20 protein-coding genes are annotated in these 24155 nt (G+C 46.5%); 12 read left to right on the top strand and 8 right to left on the bottom strand.

Annotation, left to right across the window (positions count from 1 at the left end; translation table 11 throughout):
- Positions 1-77: 77 nt before the first annotated feature.
- The 3 genes from AB1S55_RS07070 to mpl all read right to left on the bottom strand — a co-directional run bounded on the left by AB1S55_RS07070 (position 78) and on the right by mpl (position 4850).
- Entirely contained in the window at positions 78-2642 is a 2565-nt protein-coding gene (locus AB1S55_RS07070) for an RND family transporter (RefSeq protein ID WP_370981102.1), read from the bottom strand.
- A gap of 158 nt (positions 2643-2800) precedes the next feature.
- On the bottom strand, positions 2801-3406 hold the full coding sequence (locus tag AB1S55_RS07065) for a flavin prenyltransferase UbiX (protein WP_370981101.1): 606 nt from the start codon (positions 3404-3406) through the stop codon (positions 2801-2803).
- Positions 3399-4850 carry a UDP-N-acetylmuramate:L-alanyl-gamma-D-glutamyl-meso-diaminopimelate ligase gene (gene mpl / locus AB1S55_RS07060; protein WP_370981100.1) on the bottom strand — a complete coding sequence of 484 codons (1452 nt, stop codon included), beginning with the start codon at positions 4848-4850 and terminating at the stop codon, positions 3399-3401. Before mpl ends, AB1S55_RS07065 begins: the two co-directional genes overlap by 8 nt.
- Positions 4851-5259: 409 nt before the next feature.
- On the opposite strand from mpl, the gene AB1S55_RS07055 reads away from it, so the two are divergent.
- Positions 5260-5511: a DUF6316 family protein gene (locus AB1S55_RS07055; protein ID WP_370981099.1), complete on the top strand. Its 252-nt coding sequence runs from the start codon at positions 5260-5262 to the stop codon at positions 5509-5511.
- Between the two features lie 265 nt (positions 5512-5776).
- Positions 5777-6310, top strand: a complete 534-nt coding sequence (gene ppa / locus AB1S55_RS07050; RefSeq protein WP_370981098.1) for an inorganic diphosphatase — start codon at positions 5777-5779, stop codon at positions 6308-6310.
- Between the two features lie 69 nt (positions 6311-6379).
- Here ppa and AB1S55_RS07045 read toward each other — a convergent pair whose 3' ends face one another.
- The 3 genes from AB1S55_RS07045 to AB1S55_RS07035 are packed head-to-tail and all read right to left on the bottom strand — an operon-like array spanning position 6380 to position 8529.
- Positions 6380-7126, bottom strand: a complete 747-nt coding sequence (locus tag AB1S55_RS07045; protein WP_370981097.1) for a hypothetical protein — start codon at positions 7124-7126, stop codon at positions 6380-6382.
- A 3-nt stretch (positions 7127-7129) separates the two neighbouring features.
- Positions 7130-7849 carry an HAD family hydrolase gene (locus tag AB1S55_RS07040; protein WP_370981096.1) on the bottom strand — a complete coding sequence of 240 codons (720 nt, stop codon included), beginning with the start codon at positions 7847-7849 and terminating at the stop codon, positions 7130-7132.
- Positions 7843-8529: a M15 family metallopeptidase gene (locus AB1S55_RS07035; protein ID WP_370981095.1), complete on the bottom strand. Its 687-nt coding sequence runs from the start codon at positions 8527-8529 to the stop codon at positions 7843-7845. The genes AB1S55_RS07040 and AB1S55_RS07035 overlap by 7 nt, the downstream gene beginning before the upstream one ends.
- 120 nt (positions 8530-8649) lie before the next feature.
- Here AB1S55_RS07035 and AB1S55_RS07030 point away from each other — a divergent pair, with 120 nt between their 5' ends.
- The 10 genes from AB1S55_RS07030 to panB all read left to right on the top strand — a co-directional run bounded on the left by AB1S55_RS07030 (position 8650) and on the right by panB (position 19710).
- Complete coding sequence (locus AB1S55_RS07030; protein WP_370981094.1) at positions 8650-8925, top strand: TfoX/Sxy family protein; 276 nt, start codon at positions 8650-8652, stop codon at positions 8923-8925.
- Between the two features lie 19 nt (positions 8926-8944).
- Positions 8945-9256, top strand: coding sequence for a Rieske (2Fe-2S) protein (locus tag AB1S55_RS07025; protein ID WP_370981093.1), 312 nt, complete (start codon positions 8945-8947; stop codon positions 9254-9256).
- A 180-nt stretch (positions 9257-9436) separates the two neighbouring features.
- Positions 9437-9871: an RNA polymerase-binding protein DksA gene (gene dksA, locus AB1S55_RS07020; protein ID WP_370981092.1), complete on the top strand. Its 435-nt coding sequence runs from the start codon at positions 9437-9439 to the stop codon at positions 9869-9871.
- A 55-nt stretch (positions 9872-9926) separates the two neighbouring features.
- On the top strand, positions 9927-10820 hold the full coding sequence (gene gluQRS, locus AB1S55_RS07015; RefSeq protein ID WP_370981091.1) for a tRNA glutamyl-Q(34) synthetase GluQRS: 894 nt from the start codon (positions 9927-9929) through the stop codon (positions 10818-10820).
- A gap of 220 nt (positions 10821-11040) precedes the next feature.
- Complete coding sequence (locus AB1S55_RS07010) at positions 11041-14025, top strand: ATP-binding protein (RefSeq protein ID WP_370981090.1); 2985 nt, start codon at positions 11041-11043, stop codon at positions 14023-14025.
- 119 nt (positions 14026-14144) lie between these two features.
- Entirely contained in the window at positions 14145-15533 is a 1389-nt protein-coding gene (locus tag AB1S55_RS07005; protein WP_370981089.1) for a sigma-54-dependent transcriptional regulator, read from the top strand.
- A gap of 823 nt (positions 15534-16356) precedes the next feature.
- Entirely contained in the window at positions 16357-17712 is a 1356-nt protein-coding gene (gene pcnB, locus AB1S55_RS07000) for a polynucleotide adenylyltransferase PcnB (RefSeq protein ID WP_370981088.1), read from the top strand.
- Positions 17705-18205, top strand: coding sequence for a 2-amino-4-hydroxy-6-hydroxymethyldihydropteridine diphosphokinase (folK, locus tag AB1S55_RS06995; RefSeq protein ID WP_370981087.1), 501 nt, complete (start codon positions 17705-17707; stop codon positions 18203-18205). The genes pcnB and folK overlap by 8 nt, the downstream gene beginning before the upstream one ends.
- On the top strand, positions 18202-18879 hold the full coding sequence (locus AB1S55_RS06990; RefSeq protein ID WP_370981086.1) for a deoxynucleoside kinase: 678 nt from the start codon (positions 18202-18204) through the stop codon (positions 18877-18879). Before folK ends, AB1S55_RS06990 begins: the two co-directional genes overlap by 4 nt.
- A gap of 15 nt (positions 18880-18894) precedes the next feature.
- Complete coding sequence (panB, locus tag AB1S55_RS06985; protein WP_370981085.1) at positions 18895-19710, top strand: 3-methyl-2-oxobutanoate hydroxymethyltransferase; 816 nt, start codon at positions 18895-18897, stop codon at positions 19708-19710.
- A gap of 54 nt (positions 19711-19764) precedes the next feature.
- Here panB and AB1S55_RS06980 read toward each other — a convergent pair whose 3' ends face one another.
- Together AB1S55_RS06980 and AB1S55_RS06975 are read right to left on the bottom strand one after the other, a co-directional pair.
- Entirely contained in the window at positions 19765-21486 is a 1722-nt protein-coding gene (locus AB1S55_RS06980; protein ID WP_370981084.1) for a putative bifunctional diguanylate cyclase/phosphodiesterase, read from the bottom strand.
- A 1-nt stretch (position 21487) separates the two neighbouring features.
- The gene (locus AB1S55_RS06975; protein ID WP_370981083.1) at positions 21488-24076 is read right to left on the bottom strand and encodes a PAS domain S-box protein; all 2589 of its coding nucleotides are present in this window, start codon (positions 24074-24076) and stop codon (positions 21488-21490) included.
- Positions 24077-24155 lie beyond the last annotated feature (79 nt).

Here is a 24155-nt window from a genome sequence, read left to right as displayed (position 1 = left end):
CCGGTAGGCCCATTAAAAAACTCAAGCGCCAACAGCCAAAAGCATGAGCTAAACACGCACTTACTTTGAAAAAATACTTAAAGAAAGCGCCTAAAGATCGGCATCATTAATAATCTAGGCAGTAACAACAATGAGCCGAGCAGGGAAACAAACATTGCAAAGCCCGTCAGTAAACCAAAATAAATCGTTGGGATAAAACGACTCAGCGCCATAATGCCAAAGCCAAAAATAATGATCACCGCCGTGTAATACATTGCCCGGCCGATGGAGGCGTGAGAGCGATGCATTGCTGCCACTACATCACCATCGCGACGCAATTCTGCGCGAAAACGGTGAATATAATGAATTGTATGATCGACACCGATACCAACCGTGATAGCCGCCACGGTAATGGTCATCATATCTAACGGAATAGCCAATAAACCCATACCACCAAGCACATAAAAAGCGGCAAAAATATTAGGAATGATCGCAATCGTAGCTACCACCAGAGATTTAAACAAAATAGCCAGCATTAAATAAATAGCTAAAAAGACAACTCCCAAAGTGAGTATTTGTGAGTTAAACAAACTCTGCAACATATTGTTATAAAGCACCAATAAACCGGTCATGCGGCTTTCACTCGCGACAAAAGGAGCCTCCTCTTCGATGTGTGTCTGAATTCGCTGAACCAACTCTGAACGAGAGAGGTCTGGGAAAGTATCAATCACTCGCAGAGTAATTCTTGCTTGCTTGCCATCATCAGATAGATAAGGAGAAATCAATACATCGCGTACATCTTTGCTAAGGGCCTTTTGCATTAAGGCCAATTCAAAGTCATTCAAACTGCCATTAATATCACGCCCTACCTCATACAAGGTGGCTAAGCTTTGCACTTTGCCAATTTCAGGCTGTTGCTCAAGGTACTGATGCAGCCATTCAATCTGCTTTAAGCCTCCTACCGTCATCCAATAACTAACGGCATTATCACTCGCTTCAGAAAACGGGTCATCGTCGGAAAGCTCATCAAAACCCTCATCAGCAAAACCATCGTCAGAAAACTCATCATCAAAATCACCACCAAATTCATCACCGGCAAAACTTAGCTGCTGCTCATCCAAAAACGAACTTTGCTCGGGCTGATTGATAATAATATCCAGACTAATGGTGCCGCCAAGTTGGTTATCTATCACGGTGAGGCCTTTGTATATTTCGGTACTCTCGTGAAAATAATCAACAAAACGATTTTCTACCTGCAGCTGTTTAGCCCCCCATAAGGCAAGCAAAAACAGAGCAATAAACGACAGGGTAATACGGCTCCCAAAACGTTCCACTAAAGCTGCTGCATATTCGGTATAGGGTTTACCCTGTGCAGTACTTGCTTTACGTTCCGATTTTGAAGGCAGAAGCACCAGCGCCGAAGGCAAGATCAAAAACGCCAAGGTTAAAGCAACCGCTAAACCTAAGGTCATCATCCAGCCAAAGTCGATTACCGGCCGAATGCCACTGACCACTAGTGAAGCAAAAGCCACGATTGTAGTAATAGCGGTATAAAAACAAGGTCGAGCCATAAAAATAAGCGTGGTTTTAACTAACGAGCGTGTTGACCACGACGGGTGTTGAGCCTCTAGCTCCCGATAGCGCACCACTAAATGGATAATAATCGACAGCGAGATAATCAATAAAAGAGCAACGAAGTTCGAGCTAATCACTGTTAAACGCCAATCTAACCAACTCACATAACCCAGCATCATCAATACAGCGGTTAAACAACACAGCATTGGAATAAATACAAATTTGGCACTGCGAAAGATAAGCGCTAATACCAACACCATAAACAAAACAACGGCTATGCCAAAGACCAGTAAATCACTCTGAATAAAGCTGATCATGTCGGCAGCGATCATCGCCACACCACCCACAAATATTTGCGCTTGATCTTGATAACTCAAAACGATTTCACGCACCTGCTGCACGCGCTTACGCGATATCAGATCTGCCTCGGTGCGCAACTGTAAATATTGCTGCTCAACCTCCAACAAACGGGCTGTCTGTTCAGACGACCAATCTGGGCTTTCTGAGCGCTGTTGCAGCAGCGCGTCACGCTCTCGAACAAGGGCAATGAGCTCGTGATCAACTTTCAAATTGAGCTGCAAGGCTGTGGTTTTACCGTCTGGGCCTAAGATTAGTTTTTTATAGATCGGGCTATACCAAAATTCGGCACGCGCATCTTTAAAATCAACCTCCACCGTAGCAAGAGTACGAGGGCTAGCAGCAAGCTCCGTTAAACTCTGTTTGGGGCTATATAAAAGAGGCACATTTAAGATGCTATTAATGCTTTCAACACCTTCAACCTGTTTTAAATCATCTTGCAGCTGAGCTAAAGTGGCTAGTGATGCCTTTGAAAAGAGTTCGTTTTTAGGCTTAAAAGTAACAACAAGAAAATCACCACTATCAAAGCTTCGCCTTGTTTCACGAAAGAAATCTAAATCGCTATCTTGCTCTAAAGTAAGGGAATCAGCAGAGGCATCTAATTTAAAGTTAGGCAGACCTGAGGCCAAAAACACAGCTAACACTAACAGCGTTAACAAAACGATTTTTGGGTAGTCCAGAACAGCTCGAAAATAGAGCCGGGAGAGATAAGTACTCAGGTCTTTGGTCATGGTGTCCAATCATTGGCTATATCCAAAACTCAAATACTCCATTTGAGCCTTTAGAAAGTGCGCCATTTTAGGAATTTTCGAGCCAAAGCGCCATGCGATTTCACTTATACACGCTAATAAAATGTAACAGCTTGTAACCACAGCCGCTAAATACGGCCTTACTCCCCCCAGCGAGGCAATAAATCCTGATCCAAACCTAATTGATCCAAGATGCGCGCTACAACAAAGTCGACTAAGGCTTCAATACTCTGGGGGCACTGATAAAAACCGGGGCTAGCCGGCAGCACAACCGCACCTAACTCACTTAAGGTGAGCATATTGCGCAAGTGCACCGTCGAATAAGGCGCCTCTCTTGGTACAACAATCAACTGCCTGCGCTCCTTTAAAGCCACATCGGCAGCTCGCTCAATAAGGTTATTGCTAGCTCCACATGCAATCGCCGATAACGTGCCGCCACTAGCAGGGCAAATCACCATAGCTCGGGGGGCAGACGATCCCGAAGCGACAGGGGCAAACCAATCATCGCGCGCATACAACGTTAACTGGCCAGCCTTAGCAGAGCTATAGACTTCCAGTTGAGCTTGCTGGGCTTCAAGCGTATCCGCAAGGCTCAGGTCTGTTTCTGTATTAATCACCACTTTGGCGGCATCAGAGATAAGCAAGGCGACTTCACAGTCGGCCGCCATCAGGGCTTGCAATAAACGCAAACCATATTGAGCCCCTGAAGCGCCACTCATCGCCAAACAAACTTTTTGCCTACTCATTTCCGCACCCCTTTATATTCTCACTTAGCTGCATAGCCTCTGTAATAGCATCAGCAATACGCCTTGGCACACCAGCAAAGCCACCGTTGCTCATCACCACTATATGTAAAGGCTGGCCCTTAGCCGCCTTAGTTAAACAGGCATCGATGAGAACGTCATGCTCACTAAAAATTACGGCACTACCATCCTCACGTGAGACTTTATCGGCTAAAGACCAAGGCATAGAAGCATCGTCAAACCAAAAACAGTCATCAGCTTCTTGGCTCGCCTCACCTAAAGCCTCGGCATGTACACCCAATTTCATTGTATTTGAGCGCGGTTCAATAACGGCTAAGATAGACTCCCCGCCAACCTTTCGCCGTAAACCTTCCAGAGTGAATTTGATCGCCGTTGGGTGGTGGGCAAAATCATCATAGACCCGACACCCCCCCACCTCAGCAAGCAATTGCATACGCCGCTTCACGTTTTTAAACGAAGATAAAGCTTCACAGGCCAACGCAGGTGCAATGCCAATATGGCGCGCAGCAGCAACGGCGTGCAGGGCATTCTGCAAATTATGCTCACCGCTTAAATGCCAAGTTAAGCTCGCAACGCTTTGCCCTTCGAACAAGATCTCTGCACTGTTACTCACCTTATCCAATAAACGGTATTGCCAAGCCGTCGGCTCACTCAAGTGCTGGGCTGCTGCATTTTCCTCACAGGCTTCTGCCATGCCACTATGCTGACACTGGGTCCAAGCCCCCATTGCTAAAACGTCATTTAGGGCCTTATCTGCTTTTGGCGAAATCAATAAGCCTTGGCCGCTAACCGTGCGCACCAAATGATGGAACTGCTTTTGAATATCCTTTAGTGAATCAAAGATATCTGCGTGATCAAATTCGAGATTATTAAGAATAAGAGTCTGAGGTCGATAGTGCACAAACTTACTGCGCTTATCAAAAAATGCAGTATCGTATTCATCGGCCTCAATAACAAAAAAGTCGCTCTTACCTAAACGCGCTGATAGACCAAAATTCTCAGGTACCCCGCCAATTAAAAAGCCAGGCTCAAACCCCGCGTATTCGAGTATCCACGCCAACATCGATGAAGTTGTGGTTTTACCGTGAGTCCCCGCTACCGCCAATACCCAACGACCCTGTAAAACATGATCGGCAAGCCACTGAGGGCCGCTGGTATAAGGTAAACCACTATTTAAGATGGCTTCCATCAGCTCATTGCCTCGGCTTACGACATTACCAATTACCCAAAGGTCGGGCTTAAGCGCCACTTGCTGCTCTGAAAACCCGTCTATTAGCTCAATACCAGCCTCTTCTAGCTGGGTGCTCATCGGCGGATAAACGCCCAAATCACAACCACTAACTTTATAACCAGCCTCTTTTGCCAAAAGCGCAAGCGAGCCCATAAAGGTACCGCAAATACCAACAATATGAATATGCTGCTTCACTGTTTTCCTACAATTCAGGTTTGATGCTTCAAAGAAGCCAAGAAAGAGGCCTAGCTTAGCATTTTCACCTAAGGGCTTCAGTAGATTAGGGCCGCCCCCTAGCACAGCGAGTTAATAAGTCGCTCAAGCCCAGAAATGAAATAAGAAAGAGAAACAAAACTAATACTAAATGCTCAAAAACCATCTTATTTGTTTTTTTTATAACCAAAAAACTTGCAAAACGAGACATAGATCACATAATTGCATGCTCAAGCAGTCTCGATCTTAGTAGCGGGCCCAACAAGCGGCTCATCTATCTCCGAGGACAAAGGCGCCAGAATAAAATATTAAACGCTCAAAGCTTGAACACGACAAACACATATGCTTACCCACGGAAGATTTAAGTAGGTAGTAAACTCTAGGATGAATTATGACCACAATGGAACTGAGAAAAGGCGAAGTAAACGAGCGTACCTACTTTCGCGCCGACCGTATATTCAGCGTTGCAGATGAGTACTTCTTTTACACCAGAGAAGGCAACACTATTGGCCCCTACCCTGGCCGCTCAAGCGCCTTAAAGGGTATAGAGCTCTACCTAGAGCACCTAGAACAAGGAGGTAGCCCAGCGAGCGCTGGGCAAACAGCAATACACGGTTTATGGGCAACTTCAAACTTCCAGTAAGTTGCATAAACACTCGCAACAAGCTCAGTTAAGTAGCTCGTAAAGAAACAAACAGCGGCCATGGTTGTAGCACGCCTCGCACATCAAGTTAGTGCATTTAAGACTGCACTCAACGGGCCGCGCTCTTCGTTAAGCAAAATAACTCACTGTAACAACTGATGAACACTGCAATTGTTATGGCCTGTGTTACAATTCTCGGCTTTAATTCCCCCGCTCAATTGCCTTGAGCACTGAAGTAACCAACTATTTTCTATAGGAAAAGTTTATGAGCCTGCACCTGGTTCCTACTGGCAAAAAAGCCCCAGAAGAAGTCAATGTTATTATCGAAATCCCTATGGGTGGCGAGCCGATCAAATACGAAATAGATAAAGACAGCGGTGCCTTATTTGTTGACCGTATCCTCGGCACTTCTATGCGCTACCCTTGCAACTATGGTTATGTGCCTAACACCCTTTGTGGTGATGGTGATCCGGTTGACGTATTGGTCTTTATGACCAGCCCTCTGCAAGCTGGCTCAGTCGTTCCTTGTCGCCCAATTGGTATCCTAAAAATGACTGATGACGGTGGTGAAGACGCAAAAATCCTAGCGGTTCCAGTAAGTAAAGTAACCCCCTTCTTTGACGGCATTAAAGAAGCAGCAGACCTACCTCCTATCTCACTTAAACAGATCACACACTTCTTTGAGCACTACAAAGACTTAGAAGAAGGCAAGTGGGTAAAAATTGAAGGCTGGGATGATGCAGCTGCAGCCAAAAAAGAAATCGAAGATTCTATAGCAAACTTCGAAGCAGAATCTTAAGCCACACAACTTAAGTGACTGCAAATTAGAAAACCGGGCTCAGCCCGGTTTTTTTACATATTAAGCTTACTATTCCAAATGAAGATGGCTTATATCAGGTACTTTCTCTTCTTTCTTTTCAGTTTCTTGCCCCAAATCCACACCAACTTCTGCCAAATCTAAAGTACTCACGTCGACCTCTAGCGGCTCAATATGTTCACGCTCAGACTCTTGCAAAAGCTGCTCTCCCACAGGGGCCAATGAAGCCTGCAAGCTGACTTCGCGCTCGACAAACACTGTTTTTTCATCCGCCTCAAGTAAATCGCCTCCAGCTTTGACACTCAAGCTACTGGTGTCAACGAGCACAGGCTCTACAGAGCGTTTTTCACTCTCTTTTAACAGGGCCTCACCGGCAGGAGCTAAATCGAAGCTTTCGACCTCTGGAACTGTCGAAACCGACGAACTGAATGATGACGCAGGTGAAGCTTCAGACATAGGGGCGGAAGTACTAGCGGCACTGGCTTGAGCTACGTGAGCCTTCGAAGCACTCTCGGGCTCTGCTGCTGGCACATTAAACACGGCTTTTGCAGCAGGCTTCACAACTTGCTGCTCTCTCAACTCAACAAGACAACCGGCTCGCTTAATGGCAACGCGATATTTCGTTGCAACATCAAAGCTAATGCCTTTTTTCAGTACAACTTCTTTACCAGAAAAAAGCTGCTCAACTTTCGCATCTGCAATCTTAAATAACTGGGCAATATTTCGCTTAGCTTCAGCAAGCTCTGCACCGCGAGCAAGCTGCCCACTAAACACTAGGTCATAAACGGCATCAGACATTATTTAACTCTCTTGGGCATCTATATTTATAAGCTCACCTTCTAACTGCCTTTCAGTATAGAAGGCCGCTGGCTTAGACTCGAAAAACGAACGCAACTCAAGCATAGAGTGAACAACTTTAACAGGCCTCAGATCGACTACAGCTTGAGGTGTGGGCTCTGCGGTTTCATTAAAGAAGACTAAATTCATAGCCGCTGCTTTGGCCGCCTGACAGCCCGCTAAACTATCTTCAACCACCCAACAAAAACGAGGCGGGACACCAATAGCCTCTGCTGCTTTTAAAAATAACTCAGGTGATGGCTTGCCCTGACTGACTTGCTCTGCAGAAAAGCGCACTGGAACAGGAAAGTACTGTGCCAAACCACAGACCGATAAGGAATTATCTATCTTTTTTAAACCGCCATTAGAAGCCACACAGAAACTGCGATTGCGCTTTTGAAGCTGCTGTAAAACAGACTCAACATCGTTAACAGCCTTTAACTCACGAGCAAACACCTCGCGTGTATTGGCTTTAATCGCTTCATCAAAACCATCGGGTAAAGCGCCTCCAAATTGAGGTACAAGCCATTGATAACAGGCCTCTAGCGTCCACCCCTTAAAACGAGATAAACACTCATCCGCACTCAAACAAAACTGGTAATCGGCCAAGGTATCACTAAACACCTTAGCGGCTAACTGCTCACTATCAACCAAGACGCCATCGCAGTCGAAGATAATCAACATAGGCTAACTCTCATAAAATAGCGCTCAATAAGCTCATCAAAATGCTTTAATAGGGGCTGCTTAAGAGCAATGTCGGTATTTTCTATTAGCTTCTTAAGGGCTTGAGGCTCAAACCCTTCAAAACACTGTTGTGCCAAAGGCTGATAACTTAAGTGCCACGGCTCAGGGGACACCCCTCCCTGATCCTCAGCATAAGGGCGATAGAAACACGGATGCTCACGTAGCAGTGCATCTAAGCACTGGTAGAATTCGCCAAAAAGCCCTCCGGGCTCACACTCTGAGCCCAGCAACTCAAAGCCCTGCCCAGGCTCCAGCGCTGCGGCATCATAGATATCAAAATCCGTACCCCAGTGATGGCGTGAGGCGCCTGGCAAAGCCGACCAGCGTAAAATCGCGTGCAGTAGCTCTTCAGGAGATAAATCCGCAATTGTAAGAGCTTGACCGCTCTCATCAAACACGGGCCTTAAGCCCTGAGCTTTAGCATTCCAAATAAGTAACTGCCTATCAAAGCTGCGATATGCGCTGGCTAAACGTAAGTCAAAGCCGTGTTGAGCTGCTGCCAATTGAACTTTTTCGAGAGCCGGCCACACGTCTGAAGCTAAGTATTGACCGTTACGCAAGACCAAGCCCTGCTGCGACAAGCCCATCAGATGAGTCTGAGTAAGATATAAGCAATTCAAAATAATTGCGCCGTTTGTAGATCTATGTATTATTGTTCAATCGCGGTATTTAACGCGAAGATGGAATAGCAACAATACCACCATGACGCCAATAATAATAAGTACGTGGGAGAAAGGATAATGACGGCTGAGCACAGCGAACTACTCGAGCTTAAAAACCTCGGTATGGCCTCTGTAAACATACTTCGAGCCATAGGCATCAACAGTCTCGATGACCTCAACAAAATGGGAGCAGTAGAAGCCTACTGCAGAATCAAACGACGCGGCATTCATGTAAGCAAGGTCATGCTTTATGCACTGCAAGGCGCCTTAATGAATGTTCACTGGAACGATTTAAGCCCCGAACTCAAAGACCAACTTGTCAAAGAAGCCGAGCAATTAGCTGAGGTAAGCTAAGATCAAGCATTTATGCTCATTGGACACGCTCCAGCAGACACAAAAACGCAGCCTCGCGTTTGACCTTGATGGACTGGCCCTTTTTCTTGTCAGCGAGGCTGACCATTGGCACGCCTACAAGAACAGCTGCCCACACCGAGGTATTCGACTCGACTGGGACAATGAGCAATTCTTAGACTACGACGAAGAGCTTATTCAATGTGCCTCTCACGGTGCACTGTTTCGTATAGATAACGGACTGTGCGTAGCGGGCCCATGTAGCAATGCAAAATTGCAAAAATACCCACTAATAATACAGAAGCAGCAAGTATATGTAGATTTGAGCGACTAAACTGATAAGCTAGAGTACGCACGAGCTAGAAATCACTAGCACTAGCTAAACATATCTGGTAGCGTGCTCCCCCTTTCTGACAGCCGCCTCTTAAAAGGCCTGCAGAAGACGTTGAAAAGCGACGAACAATCGTCATTTCGGCGCTGTTTAATATGGATCATAAACAAGAAGGGCCATCCAATGCCTGACGCAAATAATAGCTTCGCACTTCGCGACTTCACTCCTTACGAGGAAAAAGACGGCGAAGAGTATATGAACCCCGAACAAAAAGTTCATTTCCGAGCCCTATTAATGGCTTGGCGACGTGAACTAATGGAAGAGGTTGATCGCACTGTTACGCATATGAAAGACGAAGCAGCCAACTTTCCTGATCCAGCTGATAGAGCTAGTCAAGAAGAAGAGTTCAGTCTTGAGCTTCGCACTCGTGACCGCGAGCGCAAACTCATTAAAAAGATCGACAAAACCTTAGAGCTGCTCGAAACTGAAGATTACGGTTATTGTGACGCCTGTGGTGTAGAGATAGGCATTCGCCGCCTAGAAGCTCGCCCAACAGCGACCCTATGCGTGGACTGTAAGACTCTGGACGAGATCAAAGAAAAGCAGATCCTCGGTTAAGACCTGCAAGCACTTCAGCCAACAACTGAAGTGCTTCTAGTTACCCTTTCAGCTTATGCCCTGCGCTTATCGCGGCCGCTTCGCTCCATCTCCATCCGGCCCCCTACACTTTGGCTCCCTCGTTTGTGCACTTGCCTCGTGGCTAGATGCTCGAGCCCACCAGGGCCAATGGCTACTGCGCATAGAAGATATTGACCCTCCTCGCGAGCAAGCTGGCGCCGACCTATTAATCATCGACAGCCTCAAGCAACACGGTCTCGATTGGGACGAGAGCCACAGCTACCAAAGCCAACACCAGCACAGATATCAACAGCAGTTACAAAACCTCAAAGAACAAGGCCTAAGTTACCGTTGTAACTGCAACCGCAAGCGCCTTAAAGAGCTAACCGGCTGCTATGACGGACACTGCCGCCTTAGAACACTGCCAGTAAATACCCCCGCTGCCACTCGCCTAAACTGCGATCTCGCCTTTAGCAGGCAAAGCCTTTTTAGCTTTCAAGACCGAGCCCAAGGCTTACAAAAGGAAGACCTAGCCCAGAGTGGTGACTTTATTATTCATCGCAAAGATGGCTTATTTGCCTATCAGCTAGCGGTAAGCTGTGACGATAGCCATCAAGGTATCACCCATGTGGTCCGCGGTAGTGATCTCCTAGAAACCACCTGCAAGCAAGTGGCTCTGATGACACTATTTGGCGCATCAACACCCAACTATTTACACATCCCTGTCATAAGCAGCTCAGCAGGGCAAAAACTCAGCAAGCAAAACCACGCACCTGCACTTAACAACACAGAGGCACTTGAAAATGTAAAGCGAGCTTGCCGAGCGCTTGGCATGGATACCCACTCAGCCCCCAGAGAGCTTAGAGCACTATTAACATGGGCGACCGAGCGCTGGCCCCAGCTTAACCTTGATGACTGCCGCGAGCTTCTACTCTCAGATCTAAGCTGAGTATTACTGCACTTTAAGCTACACTAGAGCACCCTTAACAACTCGCTCTTGCTCATGCGCCAAAGCCCACTACTGCTTATTCTTCTTCTGCTATTTATCTTCTCCCCCAGCCTATTCAGCTGGTTACTTAGCACCACGGGGGGATGGTATCGCCCGTATATCATTTGGCTGGCCATTATTATTATTGCCTACTTTGTGCAGCGCTCACTGGTGAAAAAGCATGAGCTTTAGTTTTTTTGACGTTGCCTTAATCTGTCTTATTTACCTCAGCATCCTATTTTCTATTGCTTGGGCGACAGAACGAAACATTATCCCAAGCAAGGTTGCCTCACACCCAGTGATGTACATCCTCTCACTGGGTATCTTTGCGAGTGCGGTGAGCTATTACGGTGTTATCGAGTTTGCTGATGACTTTGGCTACGGCGCCTTAGCGTATTACATGGGCACAGGCATGCTTTTTCTATTTGCTCCTGTCGCTCTCAAACCCCTGATCGAACTGGCTCGGCGCTTTCAAATCACCTCGATGGCCGACTTGCTAACCTTTCGCTACCACAGCCACGAAGTCGGCGGCTTAGTGACGCTCTGCATGCTCCTATCTGTACTGCCACTTTTAAGCCTGCAGATTCAAGCGGTTGCCGACACCATCGTACTACTGACCAGCAGCAGCCACGATATTGAACGCGGCCTCGACAGCTTTGATACTCGCGATGCCCTAGCCTTGGTTTATTGTATTGTGATCGCTTGTTTTGCATTGGTATTTGGCGCTAACAGAGAACACCATAAAGGCCTAATTACAGCAATGGCTTTTGAATCCGTCGTTAAGTTATTTGGCATGCTTGCCGTTGGTGGTTTTTGCCTCTATGCCGTCTTTGGTGGTGTGAGCGGCCTCGACCAATGGCTGGTGGAAAACCCAGAAAAGCTCGATGAGCTCTACGCACCATTAAAGAACTCAGAAAGCCATACCCTGCTACTGATCTTCCTTTCAACTGCCGTAGCCATGCCTCACATTTTCCACATGGCCGTGGTTGAAAATCCCTTACGCCACTCAACGTACACCGTGACGTGGGCCTTCCCACTCTTTATGCTGTTAATGGCATTACCCATCTTCCCCATCCTCTGGGCCGGGCAGCAATTTGGCAGTAGCATTCCAAGCGAGTACTACTCACTCGCAGTGCCGCTACTAGCCGAAAGCCCTACCTTCACCATCATCAGTTTTGTCGCAGGCTTAAGTGCCGCTACTGGAGCGATTGTCTCGATCTGCCTAGCCATATCTACGATGGTGATGAATCAGTGGATTTTGCCTGCAGCCTCACTCAGCTCCAAAAGTGAACTCTACGGCCAGATCGTTACCATTCGTCGCGGCTTAGTTCTGGCCATTATTGCCCTAGCTTATGTTTTTTATAGCGCACTTGAACACCGCTACAGCTTAAGTGACCTTGCACTCATGGCCTTTATCGCAGCCCTGCAATTATTGCCCGGTATTATCTGCGTTACCCATTGGGCAGGCGCAAACCGCCAAGGTTTATTGACTGGCCTAGGCCTGGGCATGGGCATATGGGCCGCAGGTCTATTGCTGCCTATTTACATCGGTGAACACACGTTTGCTCTCGGCTTTGCTGACTTAAGTATCACTATAGGCATGAGTGCCTGGAGCGATATCGCCCTGTGGTCAACAGCACTGAATGTCGGCAGCTTTGTCATTATTTCGTTGCTCACAAAACAAAGTAATGAAGAGCGCTACTCAGCCGAACTCTGCTCTGAAGATGAGCTCAGCCACCCAGTAAGAATGGTGCTGGATATTCGCGACCCAGAAGAGATGGTTGAACGGCTCAGTGAGCGTATTGGCCAAAACACCGCCCGCATTGAAGTCCACCGAGCTCTAGGCGAATTGGGGCTCAACCCCAATGAAAGACGCCCTTATGCACTGCGCCGCCTTAGAGATGAAATTGAAGCCAACCTCAGCGGCTTATTAGGCATCTCTCTGGCCACCGAAATTATGGATACCCTGATTCCATTGCGCGTACCCGAAGTTGAAGGGGCAACCGATATTAACCTGATCGAAGAACGCCTACACCACTATCGCGACCACTTAAGCGGACTTACTGCAGAGCTAGATAGCTTGCGCCTGTACCACCGACGCACCTTAGAAAAGCTACCCATGGCCGGCCTCAGCGTCGGCAAAGACCGCGAAGTCCTTATGTGGAATCATGCTATGCAAAACCTAAGCGGCATTGCCAGCGAGCAGGTTAGAGGTTCACGCTTAGATGATGTATTAGAACCCTGGGGGCCCCTACTGGCGTCTTTTGCTGACTTAAGTGAAAACCACCAGCACAAACAGCTTATTGAAATTGCCGATAGCGAGCGCTGGCTCAACTTACATAAGGCCAGCATCCCATCATCTCTTGAGCACCAAGTCGATGGACAAGTCATATTGCTCGAAGATGTTACCGAACTACAAATGCTCGAAAACGAACTACTGCACAGTGAACGCCTAGCCTCCGTCGGCCGTCTTGCGGCAGGAGTAGCCCATGAAATCGGCAATCCGGTCACTGGCATCGACAGCCTTGCTCAAATCTTAAAATACGAAACCGATGATCCAGAGATCCTAGAAACCGCTGACCAAATTCTAAGCCAGACCAAGCGAGTCAGCCGCATTGTTCACTCACTAGTCAGCTTTAGCCACGCTGGCCACAATCGAGGCAGTGAACTAGAAGCCGTAAACCTTCGAGACTGCGCCCAAGAAGGCATCAATCTAATTGCCTTACAAAAAGAAAAAGCTCAAATGCAGTTTGTAAACGATGTGCCCGAATACGTTCGAGTTAGCGGTGACAGCCAGCGCCTTATACAAGTGTTTGTTAATCTACTTGGCAATGCACGCGACGCCTGCCCCGAGGGCACCAAGGTCAGTGTTGTTGTTGATCGTATCGATAAGGATGTTCAGTTTGCGGTTATTGATGAAGGTCCAGGTATTCCTGCAGAGATACAGGGTCGTATCTTAGAGCCCTTTTTTACCACCAAAGAGCCTGGAGAAGGCACAGGCCTTGGCCTTGCTATGGTCTACAGCATTATTGAAGACCACGGAGGACAAATGGAAATCATAAGCCCTACAGATAGGGTGTTACAGAAAGGCACAAAGTTTGTGATAAATTTGCCCAGCGCTCTTGCATCTACTGAGACCCTAAGTAACACTAGCACATCTAACTAAAGCCCTTTGGGCCTAATAATAAACTCCCGCTGCAGGTCAATTTGGCTTGCAGATACCGCCTCCGCTAGCGATAAGCTAAATGCGTGAGTTGTTAATGAGGAGATCTAGGTAACACGACTATGAGCAAGATTTTAATTGTTGAAGACGAAGTCATCATTCGTACCGCACTACGCAAACTATTAAGTCGCAATAAATATGAAGTCGTGGAAACCGGCTCAGTCGCAGAAGCGACCAAGCAAAAAATAGATACCTTTGACCTTATTATCAGTGATCTACGCCTGCCTGGCGCTCCCGGTACAGACCTAATTAAACTGGCCGGTGATGTACCCGTCCTTATCATGACCAGCTACGCCAGCCTACGCTCAGCCGTAGACTCTATGCGTATGGGCGCGGTTGATTATGTCGCCAAACCCTTTGATCACGAAGAGATGATTGCTGCGGTTAAACGTGTATTAGGCAAAAGCATCAAGTCAGCTGCAGCAGCAAACCGCAGACCAGCAGAAGAAAAAGACACTCCCATCGAGGGAATGATTGGCAGCAGCGCCATCATGCGCGAGGTCTACGGCAAAATTCACAAAGTCGCTCCAACCTCTGCAACAGTATTAGTCTTGGGTGAAACGGGCACAGGTAAAGAACTCGTTGCCAATGCCATCCACAGTGAAAGCCCACGCAAAGACAAAGCACTAATCAGCGTTAACTGCGCAGCAATCCCTGAAACCCTGATCGAGGCCGAACTCTTTGGCCATGAAAAAGGAGCCTTTACAGGGGCCGCATCAAACCGAGAAGGCTTAGTCGCTGCAGCAGATGGAGGTACACTGTTCTTAGATGAGATTGGCGAACTACCTCTTGAAGCGCAAGCTCGCTTGCTGCGAGTACTACAAGAAGGCGAAGTCAGGCCTATAGGCTCCACCGAAAGCCACAAAGTAGATGTTAGGCTCGTCGCCGCCACCCATCGCGACCTCGCAACCCTAGCTAGAGAAGGCAAGTTCCGCGAAGACTTATATTTCCGCATCAACGTTGTACAGCTGCGCTTACCGCCGCTACGCGAGCGCGGCAAAGACATCTTGTTACTTGCTGAAACTTTTATTAAACGCTTCTGTACCGAAATGCTTAGACCGCCTTTAAGCCTCACGCCTGAAGCTATTCAAGCCATTACCACCTACCCTTGGCCCGGTAACATCCGCGAGCTTGAAAATGCGATGCAACGCTCTGTCATTCTCTGTGACAACGAAAAGGCCATCGATCACACCCAGCTAGCTATTGAGCACGAACTTGTGCGCGTTGATTCAGGCGCTAGTGAAACAAACGCCAATCCAGCGCCAACGGCTGAAGCCCATGAAGACTTAAGCCTTGAAGACTATTTCCAGCGTTTTGTGCTTGAACATCAAGATCACATGAGTGAAACCGAACTTGCGAAAAAGTTAGGTGTTAGCCGCAAGTGCTTATGGGAACGACGCCAGCGCCTAGGCATCCCCCGCCAAAAACCAACACAAGGTAAAAAGGCTTAAGCCCCCCCTCTTAACCTCCTATACAAGCTTAAAGTAGCCAATTATCAAGCTTCTCACCCAAATGAAGTGGTGGGAGGCTCATACTTGCTACCCTAGTGCTCAAGCTTTTTCTCATACTGAGTGAACTTTTCCCAAAGCAAGCCCTCCAATAAGCAGTCCAAACATCAGAACCAGCTGAAAGTCCTTACAATTAGCGACTCTCACTCTAAATCCGAAGCCTACCCTTCGTGTTACCCCTGTGTAGCCCCAGTAACAAACCTCGGCACATATGGTAACGACCCACCATTCCAAAAGGGAATAAGAACAGCCCCCAAACAAGCTAACCAGTTGTTTTAATTGGCTTTTTATATATTGGCACGCCACATGCTCTTATTAGCGACATAATAAAAACAATAAAGAATAAAAACAAAAGACAACATAGCTAATAAGAACAATAAACAATAATAAGAAAAGACAAACTACTTACATAACAACAATAAATAATAAAAAAGACAAATAACTGACATAACAACAATAAATAATAAAAATATAGAAAACTGATTAACAACTAAAAATAACAATAAAGAACAAAAAACGACGTAGAACCGACTTGCGAACCTTTGGAAAGGTCAGGCTTGAAAAAGCAGCTATATCGGACATGGATGTTGAATATCTTTAAATAAGAATAAAAACCGAATTCGACGGGAAAGCCTATGCTTTCCCGTTTTCGTTTCCGACCTCAAACACTGTTAACGACACTCAAATGCCGCCTCCGCTCAAGCTGTGGTAGAATCCGCCAATTCACGAGCCCTACCAACTAGGATGGCCCCTCGTTACACTGCCTATGCTTAGAAAATTAAAAAACTTATTTCGCTCAGACAACGCTGCCACAGAACCCCGTCTAATCGGTGTGGATATTCACGGCATTAAGAAACGAGACCTCAGCTACAATGCTTTGCGAGTGATCGAACAGCTACAAGAGGCCGGCTGGGAAGCATACTTAGTTGGCGGCGGCGTAAGAGACACCTTACTCGGTGGCCACCCAAAAGACTTCGATGTAGCAACCAATGCCACGCCCGAACAAGTGCAACACGTCTTTAAACGCGCCCGCATTATTGGCCGCCGCTTTAAAATTGTACATGTGCGCATGGGCCGAGAAGTCCTTGAAGTCACCACCTTTCGCGGCTCGCACGATGACGCAGCGGGCAAGCGCCATGCCGTACAAAGCGATAAAGGCATATTATTACGCGACAACGTCTATGGGGATTTACGCTCCGACGCTTTTCGTCGAGATTTCAGCATCAACGCTCTGTATTACGACCCAAGCAGCGAAAGCATTATCGATTACTGCAACGGCCTTGAAGACTTGCAGCAGCGAAAGCTGAGCATCATTGGCGATCCAGATGCTCGCTATAAAGAAGATCCAGTGCGCATGTTGCGGGCCATACGCTTTAAGAGCAAACTCGGATTCGAACTCGACGAAGCAACTGAGCAGCCAATTAGAGAACACAGTAATTACCTGCTAGAAATTCCTTCCGCACGCCTATTTGAAGAGGTTCTAAAACTCTTTTTAAGTGGCAAAGCTGAAAGGATTCTTGAAGAGTTACATAACTTCCACCTTCTGGAACACTTATTCCCTGCTGCCTCCAAGGTACTCTGTGGCAACAATGAACAGGCTCAAAAACTCTTGCGCTGCGCAGCAGCGAATACAGATCAACGCCTTGCTCAAAACAAACGTGTCACTCCAGCATTTATCTACGCAGCATTCTTATGGCCTCAACTACAAGAACAAATGGAAGCCATGCGCACCCAACACCGAGGCGGAGAACAAGAGCTGATGAACCGTGCCGCGACCGGTGTCATCTCTGAACAGCTGCAACGAACGGCTATTCCGAAGCGTTTCTTGATACCCATGCGTGAAATTTGGACTTTACAATTACGCCTTCCAAAGCGCGATGAACGCCGCGCAACAAGCTTACTTGAGCACCCGCGCTTTCGCGCCGCTTACGACTTTGTTTTATTGCGTGAGCAAAGCGGCGAAGATCTAGCTCAACTCGGCCAGTGGTGGACGGAATTCCAATTTGGCAATGAAGAACAGCGCCAAGCTCTATTAGAACAAGCCAAAAACAGTGGCACACCTCGAAAACGACGCAAGCCACGCACACGCCGACGCAAAACCAATAAGCCTCAACATGACTAAACTTGCCTACTGTGGGCTAGGTGCGAACTTAAACCAGCCCCTTGAGCAATTGCAGTATGCCATAGAGCAACTCAAACAAAACCCCGATATTCAGTTTCTTCGGCGCTCGTCTTGGTACGGCAGCACCGCCGTAGGCCCAGGCGAACAACCCGACTACGTTAACGGCGTAGCTGAATTACAGACCGAACTCAGTGCAGAAGATCTATTGGCTTGCTTTCACAAGATCGAAGCCGACTGCGGGCGCAAGCGCATTATTCGCTGGGGGGCTCGCACCCTAGACCTAGACCTACTTTGGTTCGAAGGGCGCAACAGCAACCAAGCAGAATTAATGCTGCCGCACCCAAGAATTGCTGAACGAAATTTTGTATTATGGCCTTGGCGCGAGCTAAACCCAGAGCTTGAAATTGAGGGTTTAGGCCGTATAGAAACCTTGGCTTCCCAGCTTTCTGATGGCGGCCTTTGGCAATTAAAGGCAAGTGAGGAAAGCGAGTGAGTGACAGCCCCAACACGGATGAGCTAACAAACCAAAAACGCCCCTATATCGCTATCGAAGGCTGTATTGGTGTTGGCAAAACCTCACTCGCCAAACGCCTAGCTGAAACACTAAACTATGAAACCTTACTGGAACAAGTCGAGGACAACCCATTTTTAGAGCGCTTTTACAATAATGAAAGCAATAGCGCCCTACCTACCCAACTGTTTTTTTTGTTTCAGCGAGTACAGCAGCTCAATGAGCTGCACCGTGGCGAGCTGTTTGAGAGCGCCCATGTTGCCGACTTCCTCATCGATAAGGACCCTCTCTTTGCCGAGATCACCCTAGATAAAGACGAGCACGAACTCTATCAACAAGTGCATAAACAAATGCACATTGAAGCGCCGATACCCGATTTAGTTATCTACCTTCAAGCACCTATAGATGTGTTACAGAGCCGTATTGAAAGCCGTGGTGCTGCCAATGAACAAAAAATTAGCAACGACTACCTCAACGCATTAAATGATGCCTATGCACGCTTTTTCCATTTTTATGATCAAAGCCCTTTGCTAATCATTAATGCAACCGAAATAGACTGGACAAACAACGAGCAGGACTACCAAGACCTAGTCCAATATATGTTGAATATTCGCTCGGGCCGCCACTACTACAACCCAAAGTCGGCCATGTTTTAACTGCGAGACCCCATCATGAGTTACGCCTCTACCGCCTTAAGCAAAGCGACTACCCTGCTAACGCTTAAGAAAATGAAAGAAAACAAACAAAAGTTTGTCACTGTCGCCCTCTATGACGCCCCCATGGCCGCCATGGCTGAGCAAAGCGGTGTCGAAGTGATCCTTGTTGGTGACAGCCTCGGCATGACCGTTCTAGGTTTTGACAGTACGGTGCCCGTTACCATGGAGCACATGATCTACCACGTTGAAGCCGTCAGCCGCGGCACCAACAAGTGTTTGATCATGGGAGACATGCCTTTTATGAGCTATGCAACTATTGATCAAGCGATGCGCAATGCCGCCCGTTTAATGCAAGCAGGGGCTCACTTAGTCAAATTAGAAGGCGGTGAATGGGCAGCAGACACAGTAAAACAGCTTAGTGATCGCGGCATCCCAGTATGTGCACACATAGGTTTAACTCCGCAATCAGTAAATAAGTTTGGTGGTTTCAGAGTACAGGGCCGCGACAAAGACAGCGCACAACAGTTAATTAAAGACGCCCAAGTACTTGAAGCTGCAGGCGCCGATATACTGCTATTAGAATGTGTGCCCGATGAACTGGCCTGTGAAATCAGTGCGCAAATGCGTATTCCTACCATCGGCATTGGTGCCGGACGCGACTGTGATGCTCAGGTACTGGTTATCAATGACATTCTCGGCTTGACCGCTCAGCCACCCAAATTCTCGAAAAACTTCCTGCTCGAAAGTAAAGACATCCCCGATGCGATGGCTAACTATGTGCAAGATGTTAAAAACGGCGCTTTTCCCGCTGACGAACATATTTTTAAATAGAAAAGCGAAAGCAACCAGTTTGGCTCGTTAGCCAAACTGGTTAGCAAAAAATAATTAAAGAGCCTGATTATCTTGAAAATTACGCATCAAATAATTATTTTCGATGTAATCGGCAGATTCAGCACGGGCAAAGAAGTGGCCCTGCAATTGATTAATACCTAAATCACAACAGAGCTCAACCTGCTCAACGGTCTCAGTGCCAACCACGACGGTTTCAAACTCCAAGGCTTGAATCATTTTCACCACACTTTCAAACAAGGCCTTATCTTGCTTACTGCTTGTATCTGAAGGTAAAAAACTGCGTTCGATTTTTATTAGATCGAAAGGGAAATCGCGCAAATTAGCAATGGAAGATAAACCAGCACCAAAGTCACCCAAGGCCACCTTACAACCCAAGCCCCTTAGATGATCGATACAAGCTCTAACATCTTTTTCCACCCCCGCTAAAGCAAGTTCTGATATCTCAAAAATAAAATTATCTGCTGTCGTTTGGTAGCGCTCAAACAACTCAACCAATAAATCGGGCAGGCTTTTATCAGCTAATTGTACTGGGCTTAAATTAATAGACATAAAGGCTTTATGCCCATGCTCTATGGCCCACTTCGCTTGCTGAGCAATGGTTTTTTCAATCAGCCAACGGCCAAGCTGCAAAATCAGTCGAGACTCTTCAGCAATTGGTAAAAATTCTGACGGATCATGATAACCAAGTTCGTCTTGCCACTTCAAAAAAACTTCATAGCCACCTAACTCATGACTTAGAGCCGAATACACAGGCTGATAAGTTAAAACAAACTGCTCGTTATCTATAGCAAAACGCAAATCTTGCTCTACCTGATGGCGCGAGGCGAATTGCTGCTGCATTTCTTCTTCAAAAAAGCAGGCTTGATTTTTCCCTTTTTTCTTAGCCCTATACATAGCAATGTCGGCATTTTTCACCACATCTTCTGAGCTCAAACCGTTATCAGGGTGTAAGGCAATGCCAATACTTGCTCCAGAAGTAAAAGAGCGGCCATTAATTTCAAAAGGCTTTTCTAATACTAAAAGAATACGCTGCGCGACTCTGCTTGCATCATTGGCTGAAGACAGATTAGACAAACTAATAGCAAACTCATCTCCTCCCAAACGAGCAAATAACTCACTTCCACGCAAACAGGAATGGATACGCTTCACTACCCTCTGTAACAATAAATCACCAACATCGTGACCAAAACTATCATTTACATATTTAAAATTATCCAAATCAATCAACAATAAGGCAAGCTTGTGCTCTCCGCGTTTATTATTGGCAATACTTAACTTTAAGGACTCATCGAATAAATGGCGATTTGCAAGCCCCGTTAAAGCATCCCTTTCAGCTAGCTGTTTAAGCTTGGTATAACTCTCTTGCAACTGCTGCTCTAATTCAAAGCGAGTCTGTGCGTGTAAAATTGATCGGCGTAAACGAGAAGCTGAAATTTCGTTTTTAAGGATAAAATCTTGAGCTCCTGCACGAATAGCATCAAGTGCCACTTGTTCATCTTCGCTGTTGCTCATCATGACAATAGCAGAGCGTCGATCGCTATAGGTATCTCGAATAGTTAGTACCAGTTCAATACCGTCTTTGCCCGGCATACGAAAATCAATAAGCACAAGATCAAACTTGCCTTGCTCAAACTTGGCCAAACCCTCATCAACTGTCTCAGCCTCCACTAATTCATAAGACATGGAGCCCAAAGCCAAAGCTCGCTTAACAATTTGTCTATCGACCATGTCGTCATCAACTATCAGTATGCGCATACTATTTTCCTGCCGCTACCGACTCTAACTCAGGCCAATAGACCACCATCGTGGTTCCCCTCTGACCATCAGAATCAATTTCAAGAGATCCATTAAAATACTCAACTGTTTTTTTAACCAATGCCAAGCCCATGCCACTGCCTTCGGTGGTGTCACGTGGTTTTAAAGTTTGAAACATTTCCAAAGCTTTATTTTGTAATTCCGGTGCAATGCCCGGACCATTATCGGCAACTCGCAATACGTAAAACCCCCGCTGACGGCCCACGCTAATATGTAAACGACCGCCACTTCCCTCGTAATGCTTAATTGCGTTGCTCATTAAGTTTCGCAATACCAATTCAAATGGCACTCGGGGTACACAGAGCTCGAATTCTTCGACTTGTAAATCAAAGTCTTCTGGTTTGTCTAATATATCAAAGATGCTGCTGCATAATGTGTGTAACTCTACACATTCAGGCTCTCTCTCAAAGCGCCCCACTTTACTGTACAACAGTAAATCATTAAGTAGAGTCATCATTCGATCTGTTCGATTTTTCAGCAAGTGAATATTATCTAGACTGACCTCACTTAACTGCTCTTTGCCGTCTTCTTCAATCCAACTAACAATTTTCTTTATGGCATTTAAAGGTGACTTTAAGTCATGAGAAGCAATATACGCAAATTGATCTAGGTCGGAATTGCTGCGTTCTAATTCTTTATTGCGCTGCTCTAACTCTAAAGCAAGGCGTTTGCTTTCATCGATGTCTGTAATTTGTGCTACTAATAAAGCAACCGCACCTTGCTCATCTTGTACGGCAGTAGCCGACATGAGTCCCCATACTAAACACTCATCTCGCCTGATATATTGCTCTTCTCTAACGACGGTTGTTAATTCGCCGATCCGCATTTTTGATAAGCAAGAGTCATTCGCCACTCTATGCTTATCAGAAACAAGTTCAGGAAGACGCTGTAACATTAAATCTTCGAGTTCATAACCAAGCCAAGAGCACATTGCTTGATTCACCTCCATTAATTTCCCATCCGCACTCATAATAATAAAAGGCTGCGAGGAAGTATGAATTGCGGTATTAAATAAGCGTTCCTTTTCTGCCAGTTTTCGCTCTGTAGCCTGTTGTTCGCTTAAATCTCGTATCACGCTTGTATAAAACACATCACCATCTGTGCATACTCGTGTTACAGCAATAGAGACGGGAAATGTTTCACCTGTTTGTCGCTTGCCCTCTAGTTTTCGTTCTTTCCCCCATATGTTATGGCGATGATTAGGCTCTATATGTGAGTTTTTAACATAAGCGTCGTGTTTAACAGAGAACGTAAAAGGCATTAATAGATTAACGCTTTTACCAAGTATATCTTTTTCGGTGTAAGCAAAAATTCGCTCCGCAGAACGATTAAAAGACAAAATTTCACCATCAACATTAATCGAGATAATGGCATCATTCACGGAAGACAAAATGGCATGTAATCTTTCAACGGCTTGCTTAGCCTCTTGAGTTCTCACTTCGACCATTTTTTTAAGGTAGAGTTGAGCCTGGCTTATCTCCGCACACATGCCATTTAAGCTATAACCCAACTGAGCAATTTCATCATCACCTCGAGCTTTAACGCGACTATCATAATCTCCACTGGCATAAGCCTTGGCAACATCATTTAATTCATTGACTCTACGAATAAGAAAGTAATGAACAGCGCCAGCCAAGGCCACACACAGAAATAGCAATAAGGCGATCATCGCGGGAAAAATGGCAACGCGCTCCACTTTTAACAAGTCGCCATTAAAGTCCAACTTAAAAGGAAGGCCCCGTACTTCAAATTCTTGGCTTGAACTGATCTCCCCTCCTTCGCTCGCCAGACTATTAAAAACAATACCCGTCGAGCCAGAATACTGCATGCTAGCAGCACTTTCTGAATCAACGCTAACACCCCCGTCAGCATCCTTTTCAGGCACACCATAACCGCTGGCACGTAGCCGAAAACTAATCGGTTCATGCTGTTCAAACCACAGTGTTAATATCGAGCCAAGTTCGCTTAGGGATAACAGCCATGCAGTCTTCGAAATGGCTGAGGCTGCATGAAGCGGCCTTGGGGCTGAGAAGAAGGGCTGAAAAGGCACGCTCAATAACAGATAGGCTTTACCCTGTAGGAAAACCAGTTGTGGACGACCTAAAACAAGGGGCTGCGTTAAACCTTGCTGTAAATCCTTAAGTAAAGGATCAGCCTCCATACTCTCCAATAAACGGCCATTTACATCGGCAGTAAGGATAAAACTTGGCTTCAATAGCTGCCGATCTGTAGCCGCTTTTTTGTTATCGGCATGCAAAATATGTGAACTTGGAGGCTGCGCGCTAGCGTTGTTTTGATAGGTAAAGAAATCTCCTGTTTTATTTTTAGACAACAAGCCCTCTAATACCTGCTCTCGCAGCACTAACTCTCGCTCAAGCTCAGCAATGACCAACTCTGTAGCCATCTCCTTAAGCATCGCCTTATCACGCCCAAGCAAGCTCTGTTGCTCGTAGAACAATAGGCTAATTACCAACATTACCGGCAATACACAAAGCAGCGCCAACGCGATAATCTTAGTATTTAGACTCAAAGAATTCAGCATGCTCAACCGAAATTAATGGATGTAGGTCAATTGACACTACCTCCTTAGAGCATAGAAGAGCCATTAA

Origin of the sequence: Agaribacterium sp. ZY112, assembly GCF_041346925.1 — a bacterium.
Lineage (GTDB): Bacteria > Pseudomonadota > Gammaproteobacteria > Pseudomonadales > Cellvibrionaceae > Agaribacterium.
The sequence above is the reverse complement of the archived record's forward strand: the minus strand, read 5'-3'. Positions and strand labels throughout refer to the sequence as shown.

What these genes read in the sequence shown, in the direction of transcription:
- AB1S55_RS07070 (WP_370981102.1), bottom strand. Translation starts at nt 2,642, where the DNA reads ATGACCAAAGACCTGAGTACTTATCTCTCCCGGCTCTATTTTCGAGCT.
- AB1S55_RS07065 (WP_370981101.1), bottom strand. Translation starts at nt 3,406, where the DNA reads ATGAGTAGGCAAAAAGTTTGTTTGGCGATGAGTGGCGCTTCAGGGGCT.
- AB1S55_RS07055 (WP_370981099.1), top strand. Translation starts at nt 5,260, where the DNA reads ATGACCACAATGGAACTGAGAAAAGGCGAAGTAAACGAGCGTACCTAC.
- ppa (WP_370981098.1), top strand. Translation starts at nt 5,777, where the DNA reads ATGAGCCTGCACCTGGTTCCTACTGGCAAAAAAGCCCCAGAAGAAGTC.
- AB1S55_RS07045 (WP_370981097.1), bottom strand. Translation starts at nt 7,126, where the DNA reads ATGTCTGATGCCGTTTATGACCTAGTGTTTAGTGGGCAGCTTGCTCGC.
- AB1S55_RS07040 (WP_370981096.1), bottom strand. Translation starts at nt 7,849, where the DNA reads ATGTTGATTATCTTCGACTGCGATGGCGTCTTGGTTGATAGTGAGCAG.
- AB1S55_RS07030 (WP_370981094.1), top strand. Translation starts at nt 8,650, where the DNA reads ATGACGGCTGAGCACAGCGAACTACTCGAGCTTAAAAACCTCGGTATG.
- dksA (WP_370981092.1), top strand. Translation starts at nt 9,437, where the DNA reads ATGCCTGACGCAAATAATAGCTTCGCACTTCGCGACTTCACTCCTTAC.
- gluQRS (WP_370981091.1), top strand. Translation starts at nt 9,927, where the DNA reads ATGCCCTGCGCTTATCGCGGCCGCTTCGCTCCATCTCCATCCGGCCCC.
- AB1S55_RS07010 (WP_370981090.1), top strand. Translation starts at nt 11,041, where the DNA reads ATGAGCTTTAGTTTTTTTGACGTTGCCTTAATCTGTCTTATTTACCTC.
- AB1S55_RS07005 (WP_370981089.1), top strand. Translation starts at nt 14,145, where the DNA reads ATGAGCAAGATTTTAATTGTTGAAGACGAAGTCATCATTCGTACCGCA.
- pcnB (WP_370981088.1), top strand. Translation starts at nt 16,357, where the DNA reads ATGCTTAGAAAATTAAAAAACTTATTTCGCTCAGACAACGCTGCCACA.
- folK (WP_370981087.1), top strand. Translation starts at nt 17,705, where the DNA reads ATGACTAAACTTGCCTACTGTGGGCTAGGTGCGAACTTAAACCAGCCC.
- panB (WP_370981085.1), top strand. Translation starts at nt 18,895, where the DNA reads ATGAGTTACGCCTCTACCGCCTTAAGCAAAGCGACTACCCTGCTAACG.
- AB1S55_RS06980 (WP_370981084.1), bottom strand. Translation starts at nt 21,486, where the DNA reads ATGCGCATACTGATAGTTGATGACGACATGGTCGATAGACAAATTGTT.